This window comes from Streptomyces sp. S.PNR 29, assembly GCF_030386795.1.
In the GTDB taxonomy this organism is placed as follows: Bacteria; Actinomycetota; Actinomycetes; order Streptomycetales; family Streptomycetaceae; genus Streptomyces.
The window spans coordinates 311,605-334,798 of the sequence record NZ_JANUQM010000011.1 but is presented as its reverse complement, the minus strand read 5'-3'; the positions used below and the strand labels follow the sequence as shown (position 1 = coordinate 334,798).

The following is a 23,194-nucleotide window of genomic DNA, read 5'->3' as shown; positions in this document are numbered from 1 at the left end:
TCAGGCGGGTATGAGTTCGAGCGGCAGGCGCTCGAGACGGTGGATGACGTTGTTCAGGGCCCACTCGGGTGTGCCGGTCGGCTCGATGCGGTCGACGCGTTCGATCAGGGCGCGGAGCATCGCGGAGGTTTCCAGGCGGGCCAGGCCCTGACCGGCGCAGCCGTGCGTGCCCTGCCCGAAGCCGAGTTGGCGGGCGGCGTCCCGGCGGATGTCGAAGGTGTCCGGGTCGTCCCACTCCAGCGGGTCGCGATTGGCGGAGCCGTAGAGGACCAGCACCCGGGAGCCCTTGGGGAGGGGCACGCCCGCGAGTTCCGTGTCGCAGGCGGCAGTGCGGGAGAAGGCGCGGATCGGGGATTCGTAGCGGACGATCTCGTTGACCGCTTTCGGGACCAGGTCCGGGTCCGCCTTCAGCAGGCGCCACTGTTCGGGGTGGGTGGCGAACAGGTACAGAGCGCTGGAGATGGCGCTGATCGTGGTGTCCAGGGAGGGTGCCAGATAGTCGATCATCATGGTGACGCACTCGGCGGGCATGATCCGGCCCTCGTCGGACGCGCGCAGCAGGTCGTGGCCCATGCTGCCGTCCAGCACGGACCGGTCGCGGACGACACCGCGGGCATAGCGCATCATGCCGAGGGAGGCGGGGAGGGTGCGCACCGCCTGGCGATTGAGCGGACCCAGGGCGTCGAAGGTGGCGCCGGCCCAGCGCAGCAGGTGCTCACGGCCCTGCCGGGGCCAGCCGACCAGGTCGGGGACGACCGACATCGGCAGCGCCGTGGCGACCTCGACGGCATCCACCGTCCGGCGGGCGACGGCTCCCGCGACCACGGCGGCGGCCTGCTGGTCGACCGTGTCCTGCATCGTGCGCAGCGCCCTGGGAGTGAGGCGGTGCGCGAGGAGGGAGCGGCGGCGGGCGTGCTCATCGCCGTCACTGAACAGCGTGGTGCCCTGGCCCACGCGGTTGGCGACGGGGTTCAGACCGACACCGCCCGAGGAGACGAAGGTGTCGTCGTCCAGCAGTACCTGCTTGCACTCGGCGTATCGCGGCAGGGCGTAGACCTTGTGCTTGCTCAGCCACACCACGGGGCCGAGTGCGCGCAGCGCTGCGTAGTGCGGATAGGTGTCGCGGATGGCCGACGCCGAATACAGGTCGGGGTGGTAGACGGGAATCTCCGTACGCATGGGCATGAGGAGCCCTCCTGAAGAAACTGTGAGAAGCGTGGACGGCTGACGAGAGCACGGCCTCGGGCGCAAGGGTGAGTGCCCGCTCCTCATCCCGTTGCGCGGGCGGGCGCCGTCAGTGCAGCAACGCCATGATGAGGAAATACTCAAGCCTGATGGAACGCATCGTCAAGGGTTACGACAGAGAAGAGCGATGGTTTCATCAGAACTGCGGGTTTCCTTGCCGTTAAAGGAACGAGGCCGGGTCCGAGAGCCCGGCGTGCTTCTCCTCGCCCAGCTCGGCCCAGACCGTCTTGCCCTGCCGGGCATGGCGCGTTCCCCAGCGCTCGGCGAGCTGGGCGACGAGGAGCAGGCCGCGTCCGCCCTCGTCGAACGCGCGGGCCCGGCGCAGGTGGGGGGTGGTACTGCCGGCGTCGGACACCTCGCACAGGAGGGACTGATCACGGATCAGGCGCAGGCGGATGGGGGGCCGGCCGTAGCGGACGGCGTTGGTGACCAGTTCGCTGACCACCAGTTCGGTGATGAAGTCGAGGTCCCCCAGTCCCCAGGACGACAGCCGCCGGATGGCGCTCGAACGGGCCCGGGCGACGGCTGCCGGGTCGGCGTCCACGTCCCAGGCGGCGACTTGGTGGTCCCCCAGGGTGCGGGTGCGGGCGAGCAGCAGGGCGGCGTCGTCGTGGGGTCGGCCCGCGGGCAGCAAGGCCTGGAGCACGGTGTCGCAGGCGGCCTCAAGGGATGCGGAGGGCTGTGCGAGGGCGTGGCGCAGGAGGGTGAGGCCTGCCTCGATATCGCGGTCGCGGGCTTGGACCAGGCCGTCGGTGTACAGGGCCAGGAGACTGCCTTCGGGCAGGTCGACCTCCGCCGCCTCGAACGGCAGTCCGCCCAGGCCCAGCGGCGGGCCGGACGGCAGGTCCAGAAGATCGGCGGTTCCGTCGCCGCTCACTACGGCGGGCAGCACGTGCCCCGCGCGGGCCAGGGAGCAGCGGCCGTCGACGGGGTCGTAGACGGCGTACAGGCAGGTGGCGCCGATGTCCCCGGCCACTTCCCTGTCCGGGTCGGCCGAGGCTTCGGCGGACAGGCGGATGACGACGTCGTCCAGGTGTGTCAGCAGCTCCTCCGGCGGCAGGTCGATGTCGGCGAGGGTGCGGACCGCGGTGCGCAGGCGCCCCATCGTGGCGGCGGCGTGAATGCCGTGGCCGACCACGTCGCCCACGACCAGGGCGACCCTGGCTCCGGACAACGGGATCACGTCGTACCAGTCGCCGCCCACACCGGCCTGACCACCGGCGGGCAGGTAGCGGCAGGCGACGTCGACGGCGGACTGCTCCGCCGTACGCCGTGGCAGCAGACTGCGCTGGAGAGTGAGGGCCGTGGCACGGGCGTGTGTGTAGCGGCGGGCATTGTCGATGGCCACGGCCGCCCTGGCCGCGATCTCCTGCGCGAGGATCAGATCCTCGTCGTCGAAGGGAGCCGGGCTCCGGTGACGGCAGAACCGCGCGACGCCGAGAGTGGCGCCTCGGGCGCTCAACGGCACCACCAGCGTCGAGCGGGCAGAGTGGATGTCGAGGGCGTCGACCGGATCCGTCGGCGTCGCCGTGTGCCTGGAGGACCGGCCGGTGGCCAGGGCGCGAGCCATGACCGATCCGTCCGAACAGGCGTGAACCGCCCCCAGCCCAACCGCCGGCTCGGGACCGCCTTGCGCCGACGGCGCCTGGGCGACCCGGTGCAGTACGAGGGGGCCCGGCGCCGGGGTGCCGTCCCCGTGGACCACGGAGTCGAGCAGGTCGACGGTGACCAGGTCGGCGAAGTGGTCGAGGGCGAGGTCCGCCAGCTCCTGGGTGGTGCGGGCGATGTCCAGGGTGGTCCCGATGCGCAGGCCGGCCTCGTTCACCAAGGACAGCCGCCACTGCAGTCGCCGGTCACGCTCCTCCTGGAACGCCGTGACACCCTGTTCGGACGCGTCGTCCACGTATCCGTTCGCCATCGCGAGCAGGAGGCGCGTTGCCGCGCTGATCAACTCCGCGTCTTTCGTCAGCCGCGGCATCTCAGCGAGGAGTCTGTCCAGGACGACGCCCTGACCGAGCCGGAAGGCCCGCAACAGCGCTGTGACGGGCGTGCCGTACCGGGCCAGCCGACGTGCACGTTCCAACTCGGCGGGCGGCGGATCTATCTCGCTCGGCTCGATGCCGTGTTCCAGGCCGGCCAGCACGCCGACGACGTGCTCGGTGATGTTCTCGGACGTCATGCGGACGAGATCCGGGTTGCTCCACAGTTCGGGAACCTCACGCCGCAGGCACCGCACCACGTCGGCGATCACCTCGTCCGCCATCGGCCCGAGGTCGCCGGCGACACGGGACACAAGGCTGGCGGCCGTGTACTCCACACTGTCGACGGTACGCCGGACAGGAGGCCCGTGAGCCGTCGGGCATCGACAGCCTCCCGCTCGACGCGGCGCACACCCGGGCCGTCAGCCGGCGACGATCGCCGCCCCGGCGTACGCCACCGCCATCAGGGCCAGTACGGCGGCGGGCAGGGCCCGCACGGGCGGGTCGCCATGGCGCAGGTGAACCACCGCGGCAGCCACCATGAGCACAGCCAGCCCGGCAGCGGCGGCCACCCCGAGCGGGGCCGAAGCCAGGCCGAGCAGCAGGCCGGCGGCTCCCGCCACTTCCAGGGTGCCGATGACGCGGTAGAGACCCGGCGACATGTCGAGATGCGCGGCTGCCTGACGCATGAACGGCACCGCGGCGATCTTCGCCAGCCCCAGGGGGAGGAAGACCAGGGCCAGTGCGACGGCGAGGGTGGTGTGTGCGGTTGTCATGCCGATCTGTCCCTGCGTTCAGCGCCCAGGCGGGCGTAGTAGTCGATGAGGTCGGGGGCATCCACGGTGGCCAGGTTGACGACCTGCTCGACCGGGGCGCCCTGGAGGAGGCGTTTGACGGGGACTTCGAGTTTCTTGCCGGTGCGGGTGTGCGGGATGCCCGGCGCCTCGAGGATCTCGTCGGGGACGTGGCGGGGTGAGGCACCACTGCGGATGGCCTCACGGATGCGGTCGCGGAGGGTGTCGTCCAGGGTCACCCCGGCGGCGGGGACCACGAACAGCGGCATCCAGTAGCCGCCGTCGTCCTCCTCCGCGCCGATGACCAGGGCCTCCGCGATCTCGGGGAGGCGCTCGACGACGTCGTGGATGTCGGCGCTGCCGAGGCGGACACCGTTACGGTTCAGCGTGCTGTCGGAGCGGCCGTGCACGATCACCGAGCCATGGCTGGTGACCGTGATCCAGTCACCGTGCCGCCAGACGCCCGGGTAGGACGAGAAGTAGGCGTCGCGGTAGCGGGTGCCGTCGGGGTCGTTCCAGAAGTACAGCGGCATCGACGGCATGGGGCGGGTGACGACCAGCTCACCGACCCGGTCGACGACCGGGAAGCCCTCGGCGTCGTAGGCGGCCAGCGCGACGCCCAGGTGGGGTGCGGACAACTCGCCTGCCCATACAGGGGTGTTGGGTGCGCTGCCGGCGAAGCCGGACACCACGTCCGTGCCGCCACTGATCGACGCGAGCAGCACGCGGTCGCCGACGTGGTCGCGGACCCAGGGGTAGGCGGAGGCCGGCAGGGTGGAGCCGGTGCAGCCGACCACGCGGATCGACGACAGGTCGTGCGCCGAGGGGTCGATGCCGAACTTGGCCATGCCCAGCAGGTACTGGGGGCTGGTGCCGAAGACGGTCACCCGGTGGCGGGCGGCCAGTTGCCACAGGACGTCGGGCTGGGCGAGGGGCGCCGGGCTGCCGTCGTAGGTGCAGGTGGTGGCACCGGTCAGGAGTGTGGAGGCGACCAGGTTCCACATCATCCAGTGGGTGGTGGTGTACCACAGCAGGCGGTCGCCGGGGCCGAGATCGGAGTGCAGGCCGAGGGTCTTGAGATGCTCCAGCAGGACGCCTCCGTGGCCGTGGACGATGCCTTTGGGCAGGCCGGTGGTGCCGGAGGAGAAGACGACCCACAGGGGGTGGTCGAACGGCACCGGCGTGCAGGTGAGTTCCTCGGTGCGGGTAGCGGCGTCCTCCCAGGGGACGACCAGCGAGGGGTACGCCTTCGACGGCCATGGCAGGCCCACATGGCCCACCAGCAGCGTCGCCTTCAACGTCGGCAGCGCGTGGGCGAGTTCGAGGGTGGCGTCGCGGCGGTCGTGGGTGGTGCCGTTGAAGAGGTAGCCGTCGGCGGTGATCAGGACGGTGGGTTCGAGCTGGGCGAAGCGGTCGGCGGCGGCCATGGGCGCGTAGTCCTGCCCGCACACCGACCACACGGCGCCCAGGCTCGCGGCGGCGAGGAACGCGACGATCGCGTGCGGGGTGTTGGGCAGATAGCCGACCACCCGGTCGCCCTGTCCCACGCCCAGCTCGCGCAGGGTCGCGGCGACGGAGGCGACCTGGGCGCGCAGGTGGCTCGCGGTCACCTCGTAGCAGGAGCCGGTCTCGTCGAGGGCGATGACCGCCACAGCGTCGTCGGCGAGGTTGCGCAGGGCGTGGTGGGCGTAGTTGAGGGTGGCGTCGGGGAACCAGCGGGCGCCGGGCATCCGCTCCTCGGCCAGCACCCGCTCGTACGGCGTGTCCGCGTCGATGTCGAAGTACTCCCACACCGCCCCCCAGAAACCCTCCAGGTCCGTGACCGACCAGCGGTACAGGTCGGCGTAATCGGCGCCGGACATCCCGACATGGCGGGCGAAGTCCATGAGGTGGCTGTCCGCGACGGCCTGCGGATCCGGCGTCATGAAAGGCTCGGGCACGCTCATCGTGTGACGCTCCTCAGCAGGCTGTTGTCGACGGTCCGTTGGGGCGGGTGGGGACTGCGGGTGGTGTGCAGGAGGGACGCCCAGGCGGTGGTGCCGGTGAAGTCCTGGCCCCCGGCGGGGACGACGTCCATGACGACGCGGTCGGGGCGCAGCAGTACGGCGTCCGCGCGGCCGGCGCGCAGCCAGGCGGCGAGTGTGCCGTCGTCGCCGAGGCCGGTGACGGGGATCGCCCGGATGCCGAGTGCGTGGGCGAGGGCGTTCAGCGAGGGCCAGGGATCGGCGGTGGTCAGGATGGTGAAGGAGTCGCCGAGCACCTCGTCGAGGCGGCTGCGCCGTCCGTCGGCGGTGATCCACGGTTGGGGGCAGTGCGTTCCCGCAAGGCCCTTGCGGAGGCGGCGGCGTACGAGGAGTCCCGTGGTCAGGGGCGGGCTGAGGTCGCGGCCGGCCAGTTCGGTCAGGCCGGGTATGCGGCAGGCCGCGGCCAGGGCCCTGCGGCGGATCGCGGCGGCACTGTCCTGGCCGCCGGTCATGGCCCAGCCCATGGCGACCGCGAGCCGGATCACATGCCGGGCGTGCGGCTTGCGCTCAGTCTCGTAGGTGTCCAACAGCCGCTCGTCCCCGCCCTGTCGGAGGACTCGGGCGAGCTTCCAGGTGAGGTTGTAGGCGTCCCGCAGGCCCGCGCACAGCCCCTGTCCGATGAACGGCGGGGTGAGGTGGGCGGCATCACCGAGCAGGAAGACCCGTCCGCTGCGCCAACGGTCGGCGAGGCGGGCCCGGAAGGTGTACTGCGTCTCGCGGACGACCTCGATGTCCCCGTCGTACGAGGGCGGCAGCCACGGCGCGATCAGCTCGCGGACCGGCTCCTGCCCGTCCCGCAGCCGGAACTCCCAGCGGTAGCGGTCCTCGCCGACCCGCATGAAGGTCGCCGGCCGATCCGGGTCGCACACCTGGTCGACCCCCTCCCAGCAGCGCACGTCGGCCGTCGTACGGACGTCGATGACGGTCCAGCGTTCCTCGAAGCGCAGGTCTTCCCATACGGCGCCGATGGCCTCGCGGGTGAGGCTGTTGGCGCCGTCGCAGCCGAGGACCGCCTCCGCCCACAGCTCGTGCTCGCCGTCGTCGTCGCGGTAGGTCACGCGCACGGGGCCGGTGGTGTCCGGGCCGATGCCGGTGACCTCCACGCCGCCGCGCAGTTCGCATTCCGGGTGACGGGCGAGCGCGTCGCGCAGCACGCGTTCCAGCTCGGGCTGGTCGAACATGCTGGTCTGCGGGTAGCCGTGCAGGCCGTTCTCGGTGCGGCGGAACTCGGCCATCACCCGGTGCCGGGCGTCCAGCAGCCGTAGCCCGTTCGCCGGGCGGGCGATCACGGCGAACTCCTGCCCCACGCCCGCCGCCTGAAGGATCCTGCGGACCTCGTCGTCGGTGGCGACGGCACGCGGGAGCGGGTAGACGTCCTGGTGGCGTTCCAGGACGACGCTGCGGACTCCGCGCCGGGCGAGGAGGAGGGCGGCGGTCACACCCACCGGTCCGGCGCCGACGATCACCACGGGTACGTCTGCCCCGTTACGTTCGACGATCATGTGCTTCGGGTCTCATTTCGCGTCCGTGACGGGGGTACGCTGCTCGCCGAGGTCGATCCGGCCGTCCGGGGTCGCGATCGTCGCCGTCATCACGTCACCCGTGTGCAGGTAGTGCGGGTTCTTCGCCTGGGACTTGAAGAAGGCCTTCCATTTGACGGCGGGCGGCAGCAGGGCGCCGATCTTCTCGACCGGTTTCGGCGGGGCCTTCAGCGCTGTGCCACCGGGCGTGCCGGTCAGCAGCAGGTCGCCGGGGTCGAGGGTCTGGAACCGGGCCAGCAGGGTCAGGGCCTGCGCCGGGCGGACGATCATGTCGGCGAGGGTGCGGTCCTGACGCAGCTCGCCGTTGACAAACAGCTTCAGCCGCAGGTCCAGGAGGTGGGCGAAGTCCTCCGGCTCCAGCAGCGCCAGGTACGGCCCGGTCGGTGTGAAGGTGGGGTACGACTTGCTCTCGTAGAACTGCGTCTTGGTCAGCTGCACCTCGCGGGCGCTGATGTCGTTGGTGATCACGAGCCCGGCGACGTACGAGGGCAGGTCCCGCTCCTCGACCACCGTGCCGACGGGCAGGGACGCGCCCATGACCAGGCCCAACTCGATCTCGTAGTCGAGGAACTTCACGTGTGCGGGGCGGACGACGGCCTCGCCGGGGCCGCTGACCGAGCCGGACGCCTTGCGGAAGAAGGCGGGCGGGATGTCACCGGTGAAGCCCGAATCGCGGGCGTGACTGCGGTAGTTGACCATCTGGGCGACCACCCGGCAGGGCGTGGTGACCGGCGAGAGGGCGGCCAGGTCCGCGACGGGCGTGCCCGCGTCGGCCGACAGTGCTGCCTCCCGTACGGCGTCACGGTCGGCGATCAGCTCAGCGGTGGTGACGGCCTTGGTGTCCACGGGGACGGCCCGCTCGCCGCGGACCACCCACCATCCTTCGGCGGTGCGCAGGACATTGGTGCTCATGACAGTACCTTCGTGCGGGGGTTGGGGAGGTCAGGACTTGGCGGCCTTGAGCAGGCCCAGGAGTCGTGCGGGGTCCATCTCGTTGTCGCCACGCAGGGCCTCGATGACGTCGCGGACCCGCTGCGGGGAGGGGCTCGCGCCGAGGAAGTCGCGGGTGGCGGGCGGGCCCCACTGGGCCAGACCGCTGGTCGACATGGGCGCCCAGCCCGGCTCGACGTCGCTGGAGAACAGGTCGCCGTCGGCGAAGTGCTCCAGCATGAAGTGGTCGGGATCGCGCCAGTAGTCGAACAGCTGGCTGCCCTGGATGTGCCGGCCGATGCCCCAACTGCGCTTGTATCCGCGCTCCTTGAGGTACTCGCCGCCGGCGGCGATGGAGTCCAGGTCGGTGACCTGGTAGGCGGAGTGGACGTATCCAGTGCCGGGCCCGAGGTGCATGGCCAGGGTGTGGTGGTCGGCCGGCACGCTGCCCAGGTCGCAGCGGATGAACGCCATCGTGGGACCGCGCCCGCGCTGGCCGTCCAGGAACAGGAAGTCGGACACGATCATGCCGAGGGTGTCCAGGTACCAGTCCAGCGCCTGCGCGAACACCCTTGTCTCCAGCACCACATGCCCCAGCCGCTGGATACGGGAGGGTTCGCGCGGCGGGCGCTGGGTGGCGTTCGTACGACGGTGAGCGGTGCCGAAGTTGAGGAGCAGCGGCCGCTGTTCCGGCAGCGCGGGGAGCTGTTCGCCGCAGTGCACCACCCGCACCGGGAAGCCCGAGGGGTCGAGCAGGTCGACCACCTTGCCGCCGCCGGGAACGTCAGCATCCCGTACGGACGATCCGGTGGCACGGGCCAGCCGGTCCAGGTCGGTCCGCTCGGCGGCCCGGAACGCCGGGCCGATGAACCGGGAGGTGCGCCCGCGCCGGATCACCATGCAGGGTGAGCCCGCGAAGGTGCCCCGCAGCCACAGCTCCCGCTCGGTGCGAGCGGCGATCCCGAACCCGAAGTCCCGGGCGAAGACCTCGGCCCGCTCCAGGTCCGGCTTCTCGAACTCCAGCCACGCCAGGTCGGCCACCTTGATCACCGGGTTCCGGGAGCGGCCGGGGTGTTCGCCGCGCAGGGCGCCGTGTTCGCTGTGCAGGTCCTGGTGGGCAGTCTTGACAGCGGTCCCGTCGACGCGGGTTTCAGACATGGTGCCCTCCGAGCAACATTGCCGTAATGAGGAAATTATCAACTGTGACAACATCGCCGTCAAGAGGTTCGCCAAGGGAAATGATGAATTCATCAGAGCTGCTGCCGCCATCGTTCCCGCGGTTAAACTCTGCGTATGCCTACGTCAGCCCCACCCAGCAACCGGTTCGAGCGGCGCCGCGCCGAGACCCGTCGCGCGCTCATCCACGCCGCGCGGCAGATCCTCGCCGAGACCGGGGACACCAGCGCCAGCATCCAGGCGATCGCCGAGCGCGCGGACGTCGGTTTCGGCTCCTTCTACAACCACTTCGAGTCGAAGACCGAGCTGTTCGAGGCAGCCGTGGTGGACGCTCTGGAGGAGTTCGGCCAGAACTTCGACGAGCGCCTTGCGGGGATCGACGACCCGGCCGAACTCGTCGCCGCGGGCTTCCGGCTCAGCGCCCGCATGGCCGACTCCCACCCCGAGCTGATGCAGGTCCTGCGCCGCCGCGGCCTCGGTCACATCCACTCGGACAACGGCCTGGCCCGGCGGGCACTGCGCGACCTCGAGGCCGGCCTCGCCTCCGGCCGCTTCACCCCCGTCGAGCCGGCGGTCGCCCTGTCCGCACTCGGCGGCACCCTGCTCTCCCTGGTGGAGCTGAGGTTCGCCCGCCCCGACGTGGACGGCGACGAGGCCGCGGTCAACCTGGCCGAGATGGTCCTGCGCATGCTGGGCGTCCCACCGGACGACGCCCACGAGGTCGCCCGGCGCCCCCTCCCCGACCTCGCCTCACCGGCCACTCCTGTCCGGGGAACGACGAGCTCGGCCGGAGAGTGACCGAGCGGCCCGTGCACCATGCGCCGATCGCGCCCCCGGCAGGAGGGTGACGGCGCACAGACGTCGCCGCGTGGGCTGCCCGCCCGACCATTACCTCGCAGCTGCGCTGTTCGACGCGGTCTGCGAGGTGCCAGAGCCGGCGATCTCTGCTACCTACCCGCGATCGGCCTGAGCGTGGTGGCCATGCTCGGCGGACTCGCCGTCAGCCCGTTACTCGGCGGGCCGCCGCGCACAGGAGTGCGGGCCGGTTCGCGTGACCCGGCCCGCACTGGAGTGTCCCGCTGCGTTCACCGCCGCCGGCCCCGCTCGCACCTCGTGCGCCCCTGCCGGGTCAGGGGTGCATGGCGAAGTACCGGGCGATGCCCTCGATCCCCTCGCTCACGGCTCCCTCGACGATGGGTGCCAGCGCCTCGGGAAGGATCTCCTGGCTGTAGACCACGCGTGAGCCGTCCCCGTCGGGAAGCACGTCGATGGTGCCCAGGTGGAAGTCGATGGGCTGGGGCATGCCCTCGACGAACCGGTACTGGAAGCGCCGCAGTTCGTCGTCCTTCGTCACCACGAGGGACTTCACCGTGCCCTGGGCCGTGGTCAGGTGGCGGTGCGTGCCGTCGAAGTGGGCCTCCTTCACGGCCGGGAACCACCGCGGAATCATGCTCACGTCGGTGAGGACGGCCCAGACGCGGTCGGGGTCCTGGTCGACCCGGGTGTCGAAACGGAATGTTGCCATGCGCACTCCTCGGTTGTGGTGTTGGCGGTTTCGGGCAGGCGCCGTACGCGGCGGGATCAGAAGGGGTAGCGGGAGTGCTCGGTGGAGAGGGTGACCCAGCGAGTGTTCGAGAAGGACTCGATGCCCCAGCGCCCTCCGAAGCGGCCGTAACCGGAGGCCGCGAAACCGCCGAAGGGTGCCTGCGGTTCGTCCCCCACCGACTGGTCGTTCACGTGCACGATGCCGGTGCGGACACGGCGTGCCACCTTCAGGCCGTGGGTGCCGTTCTCGGTGAGGATGCCGCAACTGAGGCCGTGCTCGGTGTCGTTCGCCAGGGCCACCGCCTCGTCGTCGTCCGCGAAGGCCCTGACGGCGACGACGGGTCCGAAGGCCTCGGCGTGGTGCAGTTCAGCGTCCTCGGGCAGGTCGGTCAGCACGGTCGCCGGATACAGGGCCCCCTCCGGCCTGCCACCGCCGGTCAGGACGCGCGCGCCCTTGCCGACCGCGTCCGTGACCAGGGCAGCGACCCGCCACGCGGCGGCTTCGTCCACCAGCGGGCCGATGACGGTGCCGGGCAGGCCCGGATCGCCGCTAGGCAGACCGGCGACCTTCGCGGTGAACCGCCGGGTGAACTCGCCGACGAGTGAGGTGTGCACCAGGACGCGGTCGGCGCACATGCAGATCTGGCCGGAGTTCATGAACGCGGCGAACGCGGCGGCGTTCACGGCGTGGTCGAGGTCGGCGTCCTCCAGCACGATCACGGAGTTCTTGCCGCCGAGTTCCAGCACGGCCGGCTTGAGGTGCTCGGCCGCGCGGGCACCGATGACCCGCCCGACACCGGTCGAGCCGGTGAAGTTGACCGCACGGACACGCGGATCCGCGATCAGTTCCCGCGCGATGCCCGCGGCGTCCGCCTTGTCGTTGGTGATGACGTTGAGGACACCGTCGGGCAGTCCCGCGTCGCGCAGCACGTCGGCGACGAACAGGCCGCACGCGATCGGGGCGTCCTCGCTCGCCTTGACCACGACGGTGTTGCCCGCCGCGAGCGGAGCGGCGACCGCCCGGGTGCCGAGGATGACCGGCGCGTTCCACGGCGCGAACGCGGCCACGACGCCGAGGGGTTCGCGGACGGCAAGGCTGAGTCCCCCCGGCTCCTGGGTGGTGAGCACGTCCCCGCGCGGGGCGGTGATCGCGGCGGCGGCCTCGCGCAGCATGCCGGCGGCCACCTGGACGTTGAACAGCGCCCACCCCCGGGTTCCGCCCGTCTCGGCGGCCATCAGCTCAACGGCTTGTTCACGGCGCTCTTCCATGAGATCCGCCGCGCGCAGGAAGATCTCCCGCCGGGCGAAGGGTGCGAGCGCCGCCCACTCGGCGAAGGCGGCATCCGCCGCGTCCACCGCGGCTCGCACGTCCTCGGGGCCGGCCGCGGCGACCCTCGCGTAAGGCTCACCGGTCCAAGGGCTGATGTCGGCGGTGGTCCGACTGGAGACGGCCGGGGTCTCCTTGCCGCCGATCAGAAGATTACGGTCAAGTGGCACGGGTCGTCCTTCTTGGTTGCTCGGGCCGGTGCACGAACTGCGGGTCAGGCGCCGATCATGTTGAAGCCGCCGTCGGCGTTGAGGTACGCGCCGGTCATGTGGACGGCGTCGTCGGTGGCGAGGAAGAGGGCTGTGCCCGCGAGTTCGGCGGGGCCCGGGATGCGGCCCATCGGGGTCTTGGCGATCATGTCCTCGCGGCGGCCGGACTTCCAGTCCGCACGGTTGAGGAGCATCTCGGTCTCCATGAAACCGGGGGCGAAGGTGTTGACCCGCACGGCGGGGGCGAACGCCTGGGCGTAGGACTTGGTGATGCCGAGGAGGCCGTACTTCGCGGCGGCGTACTGCGGGGCGCGTGCGCTGCCGCGGACGATCACGGTGGAGCCGATGTTGACGATCGCGCCGTGGCCCTGCTCCAGCATCCGGGAGCCGAACTCGTGCACGCACAGCATCGTTCCCTTGACGTCCACCGCGAGGATGTGGTCGATGGACTCCTCGGTGAGCTCTCGCCAGGACATCTGGTCGCCCGCCGTGTCACCGACGTTGTTCACCAGCACGTCCAGGCTGCCGAAGCGGCCGAAGACCTCCTCGGCCATGCGAATGACGTCGGCGTGGACGGCGATGTCGGCCTGCACGGTGAACGCCTCGCCGCCGAGGTCCTTGATCCGGGCGACGGTCTTGTCCGCTCCGGCTGCGGAGTTGCGGTAATGGACGGTGACCCGGGCGCCCTCCTGGGCGGCACGTACGGCGATCTCGGCGCCGTAGCCGGTGCCGGCACCGGTCACCAGGACGGTACGGCCTTCGAAGCGGCGAGGAATGCTCTGCTCTGTCATGGGACGTCCCTTCAGGGTTGTACGGCCGTGAAGCGCTGGCGGATCTCGCCGATGCCCTCGATACGGCTGACGAGTTCGTCGTCCTCGGTGAGATATCGGGGTGGATCCATCCGGTTGCCGACGCCGGCCGGAGTGCCGGTGAAAACCAGGTCACCCGGGAAGAGCGGCACCACGGCCGACAGACGGGCGATGAGCTCCGGCACCGGGAAGATCATGGACTTGGTGCGGTCGTGCTGGACGGCCACGCCGTTGAGCAGTCCGGTGATCTCCAGGTCGTCGGGGTCGGTGAACTCGTCCGGGGTGACCAGGACTGGGCCGGTGGGGCCGAAGCCCGGAAACGACTTGCCGAGACTGAACTGGGCGGGCTTGCCTCGCAGTTGCGTGGCGCGTTCGGAGAGGTCCTGGCCGACCGTCAGACCGGCGACGGCCTCCCAGGCCCGGTCCTCGCTCACCCGGTACGTCTCCCGCCCGATGACCGCGACGAGTTCGACCTCCCAGTCCACCTTTCCCGCCGGAAGGGCCACGGTGGTGTGCGGGCCGGTGACGCAGGCCGGGAACTTGGTGAAGACCAGGGGTTCGTCGGGCGGGGTGAAGCCGGCTTCCGCCGCGTGCGGCGGGTAGTTGAGGGCGATGGCGAACACCTGCCGGGGGCGGGGCACCGGTGCGCCGAGTGCGGTGGGGTCGACGGTGATGTCGTAGGCCCGGTCGGGCAGTCTGGCCGCCCACTCGCACAGTCGGGGCCACTCCCCCAGCAGGATCATCGGATCGGTGGGCAACCGTCCCTTCGAGGCCCATCGGACGTCCGCGGCCCGGTCTCCGCGGACCAGGACGGCGCGTCCGCCGAGGACGCCGAGCCTCACCAGTCCACCTTCTGCGGTACGGGGGTGCCGTGGCCCTGCTCCCAGCTGACGACGGGGTTGCGCAGCACGCCGAGGCGTTCGACCTCCGCCTCGACGACGTCACCGGGCTTGAGGTACATGTCCGGGTTGCCGCTGAAGCCAGCGACGCCCTGCACGGTGCCGGTGGTGATCAGGTCGCCGGCGCTGTAGCCCTGGGGGGAGTGGTAGGCGACCAGGTGCGGGATGGAGACGGACATGCGGTTGGTGTTCGACTTCTGCCGGACCACGCCGTTGACCCGCAGCTCCATGTCGAGGTTCTGCGCGTCCGGTATCTCGTCGGCGGTGACGATGTACGGGCCCACCGGGCAGAACGTGTCGATGGCCTTGCAGAAGGAGAAGACGCCGGACTCCATCTCTCGGCGCTGGATGTCGCGCGCGCTGATGTCGTTGAAGACGACGTAACCGGCGATGTGGTCGGGCGCGTCGTCGACGCCGAAGAACTTGCCGGGCTTGCCGATGACCACGGCGATCTCCAGCTCGTAGTCGAGTTCGCTGGTCAGGTGCTCGGGGTAGATCACCGGCTCGTCGGGGCCGACGATCGCGTCGACGTTCTGGAAGAAGACGATGCCCTTGTGCATGGGGTGCGACCAGTCGACGTTCTTCGACTCGTCCTCGTGCTCGCGGAAGTTGCCGGAGGTGTGGAAGAACTTCTTCGGCACGATCGGCGCGCGCAGCGTCACGTCGTCCAGGGCCAGGCGCTCCCCTGTCTCCAGAACCCGGCCGTCACGCTCGAAGTACTCGCGCGTCGAACCGACTTCCAGCGGAATGACGAGCCGCTCCTCCAGCTCCAGCCGCCCGACGCGGCCGTCGTCGAAGGTGATCAGTTTCATGGTGTCCCGCTTTCGGTGTGTGGTGTGTCGCGGTGATCCGCCTGATCCGCCGGGCCCTCTCCGGCGAAGACCCGCAGCTGAAGGGCCAGCAGCGCGTAGTAACCCACCAGGGAGGTGAGTTCGAAGAGGCCTCGCTCTCCCCACGCGGCCACCGTGTCGTGGTACTCCTGGTCGCTCAGCGCACCGGCTCGGGTCAGCGCGGCGGTCGCGAGCAGCGCGGTCCGCTCGGCCGGATCCGGCAGGTCCGGCAGTCCACCGGCGCGCAGGGCGTCCAGCTCTGATTCGGTGACACCGCGGGTCCGGCCCACGGCCTCGTGCGCCTCCCACTCGAAGGCACTCCCCCAGTGGGCGGCGACGACCAGGATGGCCATCTCGCGCACACGGTCGGTCAGGACCGACTCGTAGCGCACCGCCGCCCCGACCGCCTGGACGGCGAGCCCGACGGGCGGACTCAGCAGCATGGCGTTGAACGGGCCGCGCAGCCGTCCCTCCTCGTCGGTGAGGGCGAAGGCCTGTGGTCCGGCGGCCCGGGGGCCGCCGGTGACAGCCCGGTAGACCTCGCTCTGCTGCTCGTCCAGCTCGCCGGGCAGCAGTCCGGCCAGACGCGCGGTCATCCGCGCTCCCTTCGAGACAGGGCCAGGGACGTCCAGGGAAGTCCACAGGAGTCGGGGGCTCAGACGAGCGTGCGGCCGCCGTCCACGTAGAGCACCTGTCCGGTGATGTATGAGGCGCGGGCGGAGGCGAGGAACAGCACGGCTCCGACCACGTCCTCTGGCTGTCCCAGGCGCCCGGCCGGGACCAGAGCGGTCAGCTCCTCACGCATGCCGGGCTTTGCCAGGTACGCGCGGGTCAGCTCGGTCTCCGAGTAGCCCGGGGCGACGGCGTTGACGGTGACGCCCTCGGCGGCCCACTCGCGGGCCATCACCTTCACCAGCTGGTCCAGGCCGCCCTTCGAGGCGGCGTACGGGCCGTGATGGCGGTGGGCGAGCAGGGAGGAGACGGAGGAGAAGAACACCATGCTGCCGTGACCGGCCTCGCGCATCAGCCGGCCCGCGGCGCGTCCGGTCCAGAACGCGGTCGACAGGTTCAGGGTCAGGATGCGGTCCCACACCTCGTCGGGTGTGTCCACCACGGGACGGCGGTCGTTCATGCCCACGGCGTGCACCAGCACATCCAGGCCACCGAGCTCGCGGGCCGCCGTGTCGACCGCCCGCTCGCACGCCTCGGACGACGTCAGGTCCGCGGTGAGGGTCCGTACGACGGCGGCCGCGCAGGCCGGATCGTCGCGCAGGGCCTTGAGGCGGGCCTCGTCCGCGTCGACGACCGTCAGCCGTGCTCCCGCTTCCGCCAGGCCCCGGACGCAGGCGGTGCCCAGTCCTCCGGCCCCGATGACGAGCGCGCCGCGCCCCTCAAGGCTCAGCCACCCGACGGGCGGCCTCTGAATCTGTCTCGACGCAGCCATCACGTGAGCTCGATTCCGGCCTCGGCCGCCACCCGCTGGTAGTCGGTCCCGACGTCCTTCAGGCACACCTCCAGCATGTTGTCCGCCAGCGCGTTCCCGCTCTCGCTGAGACCGCCGTCGTGGATCGACAGAGCCCTGCGGGCTGCGACCTCGCGGGCGTAGTCGATGACTTCGCCCGTCTTGGACCAGGGGCCGTGGACGGGCAGCAGGAGGGTGTCCACCGGGCGCCTGGGAACGGTGAAGGCGTCGCCCGGGTGGAAGACGGTGGCTGTGTCGCTGTCTCCGACGAGGAAGCCGACGTTGGTGACGCGTGGCAGGTCCGGATGGACCACGGCATGCAGTTCTCCGTGCACCTCGACACCGACGCCCTCGATGTCGAAGGCGTCCCCGTCGCCGACCACGGTGACCCGGCCGCCGCCGAGCCCGTCGAGCTGGTCCGCCACGGACCGGTTGGCCCAGATCCGCAGGCCGGGGTCGGCTTCGGCCGCCGCGCGCAGCACGGGCTCGGCGAAGTGGTCCACGTGCTCGTGGGTCACGAGCACGGCGTGGGCACCGTCGAGCGCGTGGGGGTCGGAGTAACTACCGGGGTCGATGACGATGACGACGCCGTGCTGCTCCAGCCGGACGCAGGCGTGGCCGCACCTGATGAGTCGCATGGGCCTGCTCACCTTCCCAGTTCGCTGCCGGGCACCCAGGTGCCGTGGAAGCCGTACCGGAGCCGGAACGGGATCTTCACGGTGGCGATCGGGCCGGCGGCGACATCGAGAGCGTCCAGGATGACCAGGTCGTGTCGCATCTGGTCGCGCCGGCCGACCAGCGCCAGCAGATAGCCCTCGCCCTCGTCGGCGTCCGCGGACTTGGGAACGAACACCGGCTCCTCGGGCGCGGCGTGCTCGCCGCCGGCCCAGATGGCCGTCGCACCGGTGCTTTCGTCGCGGTGGATGATGGAGTTGAAGGGCGGGCCCATGGGACCGAACTCTGGCATGGGCAGATCGGGGTGCATGCCGCCGACCCAGGAGTGCCGGTTCTTCTCCATCAGCACACGGGGGTCGACCCGGGGCATGTCACCGGGCGAGGCGAGGAGCTGCTCGCTGCGGTAGGTGTCGGTGGCGTCGTCCCAGTGGGCGGCCCCCTGGGTGAGGTCGAACGTCCAGCGGTGCAGGAACGGCGGCTGTTCGGGCAGCAGGCCGACGGTCGTCTTCGGGAACTGGGAGAACCAGCCGGACTTGGTGACGAAGTGGTCGCCGACCAGGGTGTCGCCGTCCGTCCAGGCGTTCAGGGTGTGGGTTTCCAGAAGCTGCTCGCTGCGGAACCACCTGATGCCGCTCACGCCCTCGTCGCGGGGGATGATCGCGACGTAGGTCTCCCGGTTCGGGTCCCAGACGAAGTACTGCTCCTCCCTCTTCAGCTGCTCCGGGTCGGCGACCATGGGCGAGATGGTGAAGACGAAGTGGTCCCGGGTGACCAGCCAGTCGTGCACCATCGACGAGTACGGCACCTCGAAGGTCTGGGAGCGGGTGACCTTGCCGTCGGCGGAGATCTCGTGGATGTGGATCTGCTTGTCCGGCAGACCGCTGGCGTTGTACGCGAAGGCGATGAGTTCACCGGTGCGCGGATCGTGCTTGGGGTGGGCGGTGAAGGTGCGGCCCGGGATCTGGCCCGAGAAGTCGTAGACGCCCTTGGTCTCCAGCGTCGCCGGATCCAGCTCGTACGGGAGCGCCGCCTCCTTGAGCGCGAGCAGCTTGCCCGCGTGCCAGATGATCGCGGTGTTGGCGTTGCCGTCGTCGATGCCGGCGACGGACGGGTCGTCGGTGTAGGGGTTGCGGTAGGCCCCGAACAGGGCCTTGCGCGCCTGACGTTCGAGCTGGAAGCGCTGGGTGCGGACATAGCGGGTCTTCAGATCCGCGTGGCCGTTGTCGAACCGCACCATGTGGATCATGCCGTCGCCGTTGATGTACACGTCGTTCGCGAACCGCGGCGGGTACTGGGTGTCCGCGGCGGCGCGGTAGAAGGCACCGTTCAGCTCGGGGGGTATACGGCCCTCGACCTCCAGGTCGTATACGTCCGCCTCGATCCGCGACGGGGCGAAGAACCCCTGGAAATGCCGCGTGTTCGGGAACTGCATGGTTTCCGGAGGCGGCTGGGTGCTCACGGGCTGCTGCCCGGGTGTCCCGTCGGACTGCGTCGTTGCAGTGGCCATGGCTCTCTCCCCTGTGACAAGGTCGGATCAAGCGAAGAATGTGATTGATTCCGTTTGGCTGGCAGCGCACTGTTGCGAGAACGGGGCGCAGTGGAATCTTGGTGAAACCGAGCCGATGGGCTGGTACTGACCATCATGTCCTCGGGCCGTCGTCGGCGTCCAACACTGAAACACGCACGAAATGATCGGAGAATGCGATGGATCTGCGGCAGATGGAATACGCGGTGGCCATCGCCGACGAGCTCAACTTCACCCGGGCCGCGGCCCGCTGCAGCATCGGGCAGTCCGGGCTGAGCCACCAGATCACCCAGCTCGAGCGGGAGGTCGGTGCCCGGCTCTTCGAGCGGACGAGCCGCAGCGTCCGCGTGACCCAGGCCGGGCAGATCTTCGTCGCCTGCGCGCGGCGGGTGCTCACGGCGGTCCAGGAGATGCACGCCGAGATCTCCGCGCTCGACGGGCCCGTGCGAGGGCGGCTGCGGATCGGCTCGGTGACGCTCACGGCGGGGAACATCGACCAACTCGGCCTGCTGCGGGACTACCAGGAGGCCCACCCCGCGGTCGAGGTCACTCTCTCCGACTCCGACGGTGTCCACGCCACCGCCCAGCTCCTCACCGGTGAACTGGAGGTCGCCGTCGTCGCCCTGCACGAGCACCAGCTGCCCCCCGGCATCGCCTACCACCTGCTGAGCGTGGTGCCGCTGGTGGCCGTTGTGGGCCGGCAGCACCGGCTGCGCGGGGCCGGCGTCACCGACCTGGGCAGGCTGGCCGACGAACGCTTCCTCGAATGCGTTCCCGACACGGGCCTGCGCGCTCAGGTGGACGCCGCGTTCGACCGGGCGCGGGCCCGTCGCCGAGGTGTCTGCGCGTTGCGCAGCGCAGGTGATCTCGCCTCACTGGCGTTCGAGGGCATCGGGGTGACCGTCGTCCCCCGCCCCGCGGCGGACGCGATCGTCCCCGCAGATCACGCCGACTGCGTCCTGCGCCTCGACGACCCGCAGGCACTCCAGCCTCTGGCCCTCGTCCACCGTGCCCCGGCTCCGACCTCACCCGCCGCGCAGGCGTTCCTGCGTCTCGCGCTCACCCGCCTGCCCGGGCGGGGAGCACCTGGGCTGGAGGAGGTGTCGGGTGTTCCTGGAGCACCTTCTTGACCTGCGGATTTGCAGATCGAGCCGGCTGTGACCTACCAAGTCGTGCGCGCCTCCGTACAATTTGAGCCCGAACGAACTAGACCTGCTCGCGTCCGACGCCCCGGTCCGACGCCTCCGCGGCCGAAGGAGTGTGCCATGCCCGGCCAACGATCGATCACCGAAGCCGAGAAGCTGGCCGAGGCCAAGCTCGGCGGTATCCCGCTGCGCCGGGAACAGATGGCCGTCGTCGCCAACATCTACCGCGCGGCCTCGACGGTCCGGCAGCACCTGGAGAACTCGGTGCTGCGCGGGGCCGATCTGACCTGGACGGCGTTCGTTGTGCTGTGGGTGGTGTGGGTGTGGGGCGAGTCGGAGACCCGGCATGTCGCGGAGGAGGCCGGGATCTCCAAGGGCACTCTCACCGGCGTGTCGCGGACGCTGGAGGGGCGGGGCCTGCTCCGGCGGACCGGTCATCCGACCGACGGCAGGCTGGTGCTGCTCAGCCTGACCGAGGAAGGCGAGGCGCTGATGCGATGGCTGTTCCCGGCGTTCAACGAGGAGGAGGCCTTCGTCGCCGGGCGGCTCAGCGACGAGGAGTGCCGCAGCGTCGCGGAGGGGCTGCGCCGGGTGGTGCTGCAGGTTGAGGAGCAGGGCGAGGAGCGTCGGCTCGCCCTGCTCGACGGGGCCGAGCCAGCTCCGCGGCGCAGTGGGCGGCGGCCGAAAGCCTGAGCCCCGCCCGACCGCTCAGCGGCCCCCGCGCGCGGCGCGTACGAGGGCGTCGAAAAGCCCCTGCTGTGCCGGATCCCGGTGTGCGGTGTCCTCGGGGTGCCACTGCACGGCGGTGAACCACCCTTTCGTGCCGGTCAGTTCGAGGCCTTCCACGGTCCCGTCGGTGGCGCGCGCGGTGACGGTGAGTCCGGCGCCGAGGCGGTCGACCCGCTGGTGGTGGTAGCAGGAGGCCTCGGCCTTTTCGGAGCCGGTGGCCTGTTCCAGCAGCGTGCCGCGGCGGATCGGCACCGGATGCACGACGTGCCGGTGTTCGCGCTCGGGGCCGCCCATGTCCTGCTCCAGGGCGCCGCCGAGCGCGACGTTCACGGCCTGCAGCCCTCGGCAGATCGCCAGCAGGGGCATGCCCAACTCCAGTGTCCGCCGGGCGACTTCGAGGTCGAAGGCGTCCTGGAGGTCGTCGACGTCGTAGACGCTGTGGTGGACGTCGGCGGCACCGTAGCGGTGCGGGGCGAGGTCGCCGCCGCCGGGGAGCAGGACGCCGTCGAAGCGGGCGAGCCGCTCGGTCACGTCGGCGTCCGCGGGGTCGGCCGGGTGGATGCCCGCCGGTTCGCCGCCCGCCCGCCACACCGCCTCTATCAGGGCGCGGGCGTTCACCTCGGCGGCGTACCGAAGCGCGGAGGTGGTGGCGGAGAAACGGGCGGGGACGGCGATCAGGGGGCGGGTCACAGCTGGATCCAGGTGGTCTTGAGCTCGGTGTACTTCTCCAGGGCGTGCGCGGACTTGTCGCGGCCGTTCCCGGACTGCTTCATGCCGCCGAAGGGGACGGTCAGATCCCCCTCCTCGTAGCAGTTCACCCAGACCGTGCCGGCCTTCAGGGCGCGGGAGACGCGGTGGGCGGTGGCGAGGTCGGAGGTCCACAGTCCGGCGGCGAGGCCGTACTCGGTGTCGTTGGCCAGACGTACGGCCTCGTCGAGGTCGTCGAAGGCGAGGACGGCGAGGACGGGACCGAAGATCTCCTCGCGGGCCAGTCGCATCCCCGGGTCGACGTGGTCGAAGACGGTCGGCTCCAGGAAGCATCCGCCGGTGTCGGTGAGGATGCGGGAGCCGCCCGTGAGCAGACGGGCGCCGTCCCTCAGGCCGGTGTCGATGTGGTCCCGTACGCGCGCGAGGTGCTCCTCGCCGATCAGGGCGCCCATCTCCGTGACCGGGTCGAGGGGATCGCCGATCCGCAGTTCACGGGCCCGGCGTACGACGGCCTCGGTGACGCGTTCGGCGATGGAGGAGTGCACGAGGAGCCGGGAGGGGGCGGTGCACATCTCGCCCTGGTTGAAGAAGATGCCCCAGGCGGCGGTGGCGGCGGCCCGCTCCAGGTCGGGGGCGTCGGGGAGGATGATGTTGGGGGATTTACCCCCGAGTTCGAGCCAGACGCGCTTGAGGTTGGAGTCGGCCGCGTAGTGCAGGAAGTGGCGGCCGACGGCCGTGGAGCCGGTGAAGGCGAGGACGTCGACGTCGGGATGGAGCCCGAGGGCCCGTCCGGCGACGGGGCCGTTGCCGTTGACGACGTTGAGCACGCCGGGCGGGAGTCCGGCCTCGGTGGCGATCCGGCCCAGCAGCAGTGCCGACAGGGGCGAGTTTTCGGACGGCTTCAGTACGACCGTGCAGCCGGCTGCGAGCGCCGGTGCGATCTTCCAACTCGCCAGTGTCAGGGGGAAGTTCCAGGGGACGACGGCGCCGACGACGCCAGCCGGTTCGCGGGTGACCAGGGCGAGGGCGTCGGGGGCGGTGTGCGGGGACTCGTCGGTGAGCTTGTCGGCCAGCTGGCCGTACCAGCGGAAGGTGGTAATGGCGGCGCGCAGTTCGATGTCGTAGGCGTCGGTGATCGGTTTGCCCGTCTCCAGGCTGATGGTGAGCGCGACCTCCTCCCGCCGCTCTTCGAGCAGCCTGGCGATGCGCACGAGCACGCGTCCCCGCTCGGCGGGCGCGCGGCGTGGCCACGGGCCGGCGTCGAACGCCCGGCGGGCGGCAGCCACGGCCGCATCCACCTCGGCGGCGCCCCCGTCGGCGACCTGGGCGAGTACCTGGCCGTCACGAGGCGAGACGGCTGCGAAGACCGCCCCGCCGCCGCTCTCGTCGATGCCGTCGATGTAATGGGCACCGGACAGTTGCAGGGACTTGGCACGGCGCAACCACTCGTCGTGGGTGACGTCCAGCATGGGGGAACCTCCCGAGATCATTCGCGACCAAACATCAATAGGAGCGCAGAGCCGTCGCAAGGGATCACGGAATCGGTTCTGCGTCCGCGTACCCCTGGGGAGGGGCGCCACCGGGCGCGCACCTGTCGCCCGACACGAGCCCGGCCGGAGCCGGCCGGCGTGTTACTGGACCG

21 protein-coding genes are annotated in these 23,194 nt (G+C 70.8%); 3 read left to right on the top strand and 18 right to left on the bottom strand.

The window, feature by feature from the left end; translation table 11 throughout:
* From NW895_RS28615 to NW895_RS28585, 7 genes are all read right to left on the bottom strand, one after another.
* On the bottom strand, nt 1-1,185 hold the full coding sequence (locus NW895_RS28615) for a cytochrome P450 (protein WP_289939124.1): 1,185 nt from the start codon (nt 1,183-1,185) through the stop codon (nt 1-3).
* 220 nt (nt 1,186-1,405) lie between these two features.
* On the bottom strand, nt 1,406-3,562 hold the full coding sequence (locus tag NW895_RS28610; protein WP_289939123.1) for a SpoIIE family protein phosphatase: 2,157 nt from the start codon (nt 3,560-3,562) through the stop codon (nt 1,406-1,408).
* A gap of 84 nt (nt 3,563-3,646) precedes the next feature.
* Complete coding sequence (locus NW895_RS28605; protein WP_289939122.1) at nt 3,647-4,000, bottom strand: DoxX family protein; 354 nt, start codon at nt 3,998-4,000, stop codon at nt 3,647-3,649.
* Entirely contained in the window at nt 3,997-5,964 is a 1,968-nt protein-coding gene (locus NW895_RS28600; protein WP_289939121.1) for an acetoacetate--CoA ligase, read from the bottom strand. The genes NW895_RS28605 and NW895_RS28600 overlap by 4 nt, the downstream gene beginning before the upstream one ends.
* Nucleotides 5,961-7,544 carry a bifunctional 3-(3-hydroxy-phenyl)propionate/3-hydroxycinnamic acid hydroxylase gene (locus tag NW895_RS28595; protein WP_289939120.1) on the bottom strand — a complete coding sequence of 528 codons (1,584 nt, stop codon included), beginning with the start codon at nt 7,542-7,544 and terminating at the stop codon, nt 5,961-5,963. The genes NW895_RS28600 and NW895_RS28595 overlap by 4 nt, the downstream gene beginning before the upstream one ends.
* Before the next feature lie 12 nt (nt 7,545-7,556).
* Complete coding sequence (locus NW895_RS28590; protein WP_289939118.1) at nt 7,557-8,495, bottom strand: fumarylacetoacetate hydrolase family protein; 939 nt, start codon at nt 8,493-8,495, stop codon at nt 7,557-7,559.
* 30 nt (nt 8,496-8,525) lie between these two features.
* Nucleotides 8,526-9,671 (bottom strand): VOC family protein, encoded by a 1,146-nt coding sequence (locus tag NW895_RS28585; protein ID WP_289939117.1) that lies wholly within the window; start codon nt 9,669-9,671, stop codon nt 8,526-8,528.
* A 135-nt stretch (nt 9,672-9,806) separates the two neighbouring features.
* Here NW895_RS28585 and NW895_RS28580 point away from each other — a divergent pair, with 135 nt between their 5' ends.
* Entirely contained in the window at nt 9,807-10,487 is a 681-nt protein-coding gene (locus NW895_RS28580; RefSeq protein ID WP_289939116.1) for a TetR/AcrR family transcriptional regulator, read from the top strand.
* Nucleotides 10,488-10,818: 331 nt separating this feature from the next.
* On the opposite strand, the gene NW895_RS28575 is transcribed toward NW895_RS28580, so the two are convergent.
* Genes NW895_RS28575 through NW895_RS28535 form a run of 9 tightly spaced genes read right to left on the bottom strand, consistent with a single transcriptional unit; the run spans nt 10,819 to nt 18,952 of the window.
* Entirely contained in the window at nt 10,819-11,214 is a 396-nt protein-coding gene (locus NW895_RS28575; protein WP_289939115.1) for an SRPBCC family protein, read from the bottom strand.
* 56 nt (nt 11,215-11,270) lie between these two features.
* Nucleotides 11,271-12,731, bottom strand: coding sequence for an aldehyde dehydrogenase family protein (locus NW895_RS28570; RefSeq protein ID WP_289939114.1), 1,461 nt, complete (start codon nt 12,729-12,731; stop codon nt 11,271-11,273).
* Between the two features lie 44 nt (nt 12,732-12,775).
* The gene (locus NW895_RS28565; RefSeq protein ID WP_289939113.1) at nt 12,776-13,561 is read right to left on the bottom strand and encodes an SDR family oxidoreductase; all 786 of its coding nucleotides are present in this window, start codon (nt 13,559-13,561) and stop codon (nt 12,776-12,778) included.
* 11 nt (nt 13,562-13,572) lie between these two features.
* Nucleotides 13,573-14,421, bottom strand: a complete 849-nt coding sequence (locus NW895_RS28560) for a fumarylacetoacetate hydrolase family protein (protein ID WP_289939112.1) — start codon at nt 14,419-14,421, stop codon at nt 13,573-13,575.
* Nucleotides 14,418-15,290 carry a fumarylacetoacetate hydrolase family protein gene (locus NW895_RS28555; protein WP_289939110.1) on the bottom strand — a complete coding sequence of 291 codons (873 nt, stop codon included), beginning with the start codon at nt 15,288-15,290 and terminating at the stop codon, nt 14,418-14,420. The genes NW895_RS28560 and NW895_RS28555 overlap by 4 nt, the downstream gene beginning before the upstream one ends.
* On the bottom strand, nt 15,287-15,904 hold the full coding sequence (locus NW895_RS28550) for a carboxymuconolactone decarboxylase family protein (RefSeq protein ID WP_289939109.1): 618 nt from the start codon (nt 15,902-15,904) through the stop codon (nt 15,287-15,289). Before NW895_RS28550 ends, NW895_RS28555 begins: the two co-directional genes overlap by 4 nt.
* A gap of 59 nt (nt 15,905-15,963) precedes the next feature.
* On the bottom strand, nt 15,964-16,752 hold the full coding sequence (locus NW895_RS28545; RefSeq protein WP_289939108.1) for an SDR family oxidoreductase: 789 nt from the start codon (nt 16,750-16,752) through the stop codon (nt 15,964-15,966).
* A complete protein-coding gene (locus tag NW895_RS28540) occupies nt 16,752-17,408 on the bottom strand; it encodes an MBL fold metallo-hydrolase (RefSeq protein WP_289939107.1) in 657 nt (218 codons plus the stop codon). The genes NW895_RS28545 and NW895_RS28540 overlap by 1 nt, the downstream gene beginning before the upstream one ends.
* Before the next feature lie 8 nt (nt 17,409-17,416).
* A complete protein-coding gene (locus NW895_RS28535) occupies nt 17,417-18,952 on the bottom strand; it encodes a carotenoid oxygenase family protein (RefSeq protein WP_289939106.1) in 1,536 nt (511 codons plus the stop codon).
* A 197-nt stretch (nt 18,953-19,149) separates the two neighbouring features.
* Between NW895_RS28535 and NW895_RS28530 the strand changes: the two genes are divergently transcribed.
* On the top strand, nt 19,150-20,100 hold the full coding sequence (locus NW895_RS28530; protein ID WP_289939105.1) for a LysR family transcriptional regulator: 951 nt from the start codon (nt 19,150-19,152) through the stop codon (nt 20,098-20,100).
* A gap of 135 nt (nt 20,101-20,235) precedes the next feature.
* Nucleotides 20,236-20,808: a MarR family transcriptional regulator gene (locus tag NW895_RS28525; protein WP_289939104.1), complete on the top strand. Its 573-nt coding sequence runs from the start codon at nt 20,236-20,238 to the stop codon at nt 20,806-20,808.
* Nucleotides 20,809-20,823: 15 nt separating this feature from the next.
* Here the strand turns inward: NW895_RS28525 and NW895_RS28520 are convergent, their stop codons facing one another.
* A complete protein-coding gene (locus NW895_RS28520; RefSeq protein ID WP_289939102.1) occupies nt 20,824-21,534 on the bottom strand; it encodes a gamma-glutamyl-gamma-aminobutyrate hydrolase family protein in 711 nt (236 codons plus the stop codon).
* On the bottom strand, nt 21,531-23,021 hold the full coding sequence (locus NW895_RS28515; protein WP_289939100.1) for an aldehyde dehydrogenase: 1,491 nt from the start codon (nt 23,019-23,021) through the stop codon (nt 21,531-21,533). The genes NW895_RS28520 and NW895_RS28515 overlap by 4 nt, the downstream gene beginning before the upstream one ends.
* Nucleotides 23,022-23,194: the final 173 nt, after the last annotated feature.

Bases quoted from the DNA above. Each gene is read 5' to 3' on its own strand.
- NW895_RS28580 (WP_289939116.1), top strand. From the start codon at position 9,807: ATGCCTACGTCAGCCCCACCCAGCAACCGGTTCGAGCGGCGCCGCGCC.
- NW895_RS28535 (WP_289939106.1), bottom strand. From the start codon at position 18,952: ATGGCCACTGCAACGACGCAGTCCGACGGGACACCCGGGCAGCAGCCC.
- NW895_RS28615 (WP_289939124.1), bottom strand. From the start codon at position 1,185: ATGCCCATGCGTACGGAGATTCCCGTCTACCACCCCGACCTGTATTCG.
- NW895_RS28550 (WP_289939109.1), bottom strand. From the start codon at position 15,904: ATGACCGCGCGTCTGGCCGGACTGCTGCCCGGCGAGCTGGACGAGCAG.
- NW895_RS28575 (WP_289939115.1), bottom strand. From the start codon at position 11,214: ATGGCAACATTCCGTTTCGACACCCGGGTCGACCAGGACCCCGACCGC.
- NW895_RS28555 (WP_289939110.1), bottom strand. From the start codon at position 15,290: ATGAAACTGATCACCTTCGACGACGGCCGCGTCGGGCGGCTGGAGCTG.
- NW895_RS28525 (WP_289939104.1), top strand. From the start codon at position 20,236: ATGCCCGGCCAACGATCGATCACCGAAGCCGAGAAGCTGGCCGAGGCC.
- NW895_RS28540 (WP_289939107.1), bottom strand. From the start codon at position 17,408: ATGCGACTCATCAGGTGCGGCCACGCCTGCGTCCGGCTGGAGCAGCAC.
- NW895_RS28515 (WP_289939100.1), bottom strand. From the start codon at position 23,021: ATGCTGGACGTCACCCACGACGAGTGGTTGCGCCGTGCCAAGTCCCTG.
- NW895_RS28600 (WP_289939121.1), bottom strand. From the start codon at position 5,964: ATGAGCGTGCCCGAGCCTTTCATGACGCCGGATCCGCAGGCCGTCGCG.
- NW895_RS28565 (WP_289939113.1), bottom strand. From the start codon at position 13,561: ATGACAGAGCAGAGCATTCCTCGCCGCTTCGAAGGCCGTACCGTCCTG.
- NW895_RS28530 (WP_289939105.1), top strand. From the start codon at position 19,150: ATGGATCTGCGGCAGATGGAATACGCGGTGGCCATCGCCGACGAGCTC.
- NW895_RS28605 (WP_289939122.1), bottom strand. From the start codon at position 4,000: ATGACAACCGCACACACCACCCTCGCCGTCGCACTGGCCCTGGTCTTC.
- NW895_RS28545 (WP_289939108.1), bottom strand. From the start codon at position 16,752: ATGGCTGCGTCGAGACAGATTCAGAGGCCGCCCGTCGGGTGGCTGAGC.
- NW895_RS28595 (WP_289939120.1), bottom strand. From the start codon at position 7,544: ATGATCGTCGAACGTAACGGGGCAGACGTACCCGTGGTGATCGTCGGC.
- NW895_RS28590 (WP_289939118.1), bottom strand. From the start codon at position 8,495: ATGAGCACCAATGTCCTGCGCACCGCCGAAGGATGGTGGGTGGTCCGC.
- NW895_RS28585 (WP_289939117.1), bottom strand. From the start codon at position 9,671: ATGTCTGAAACCCGCGTCGACGGGACCGCTGTCAAGACTGCCCACCAG.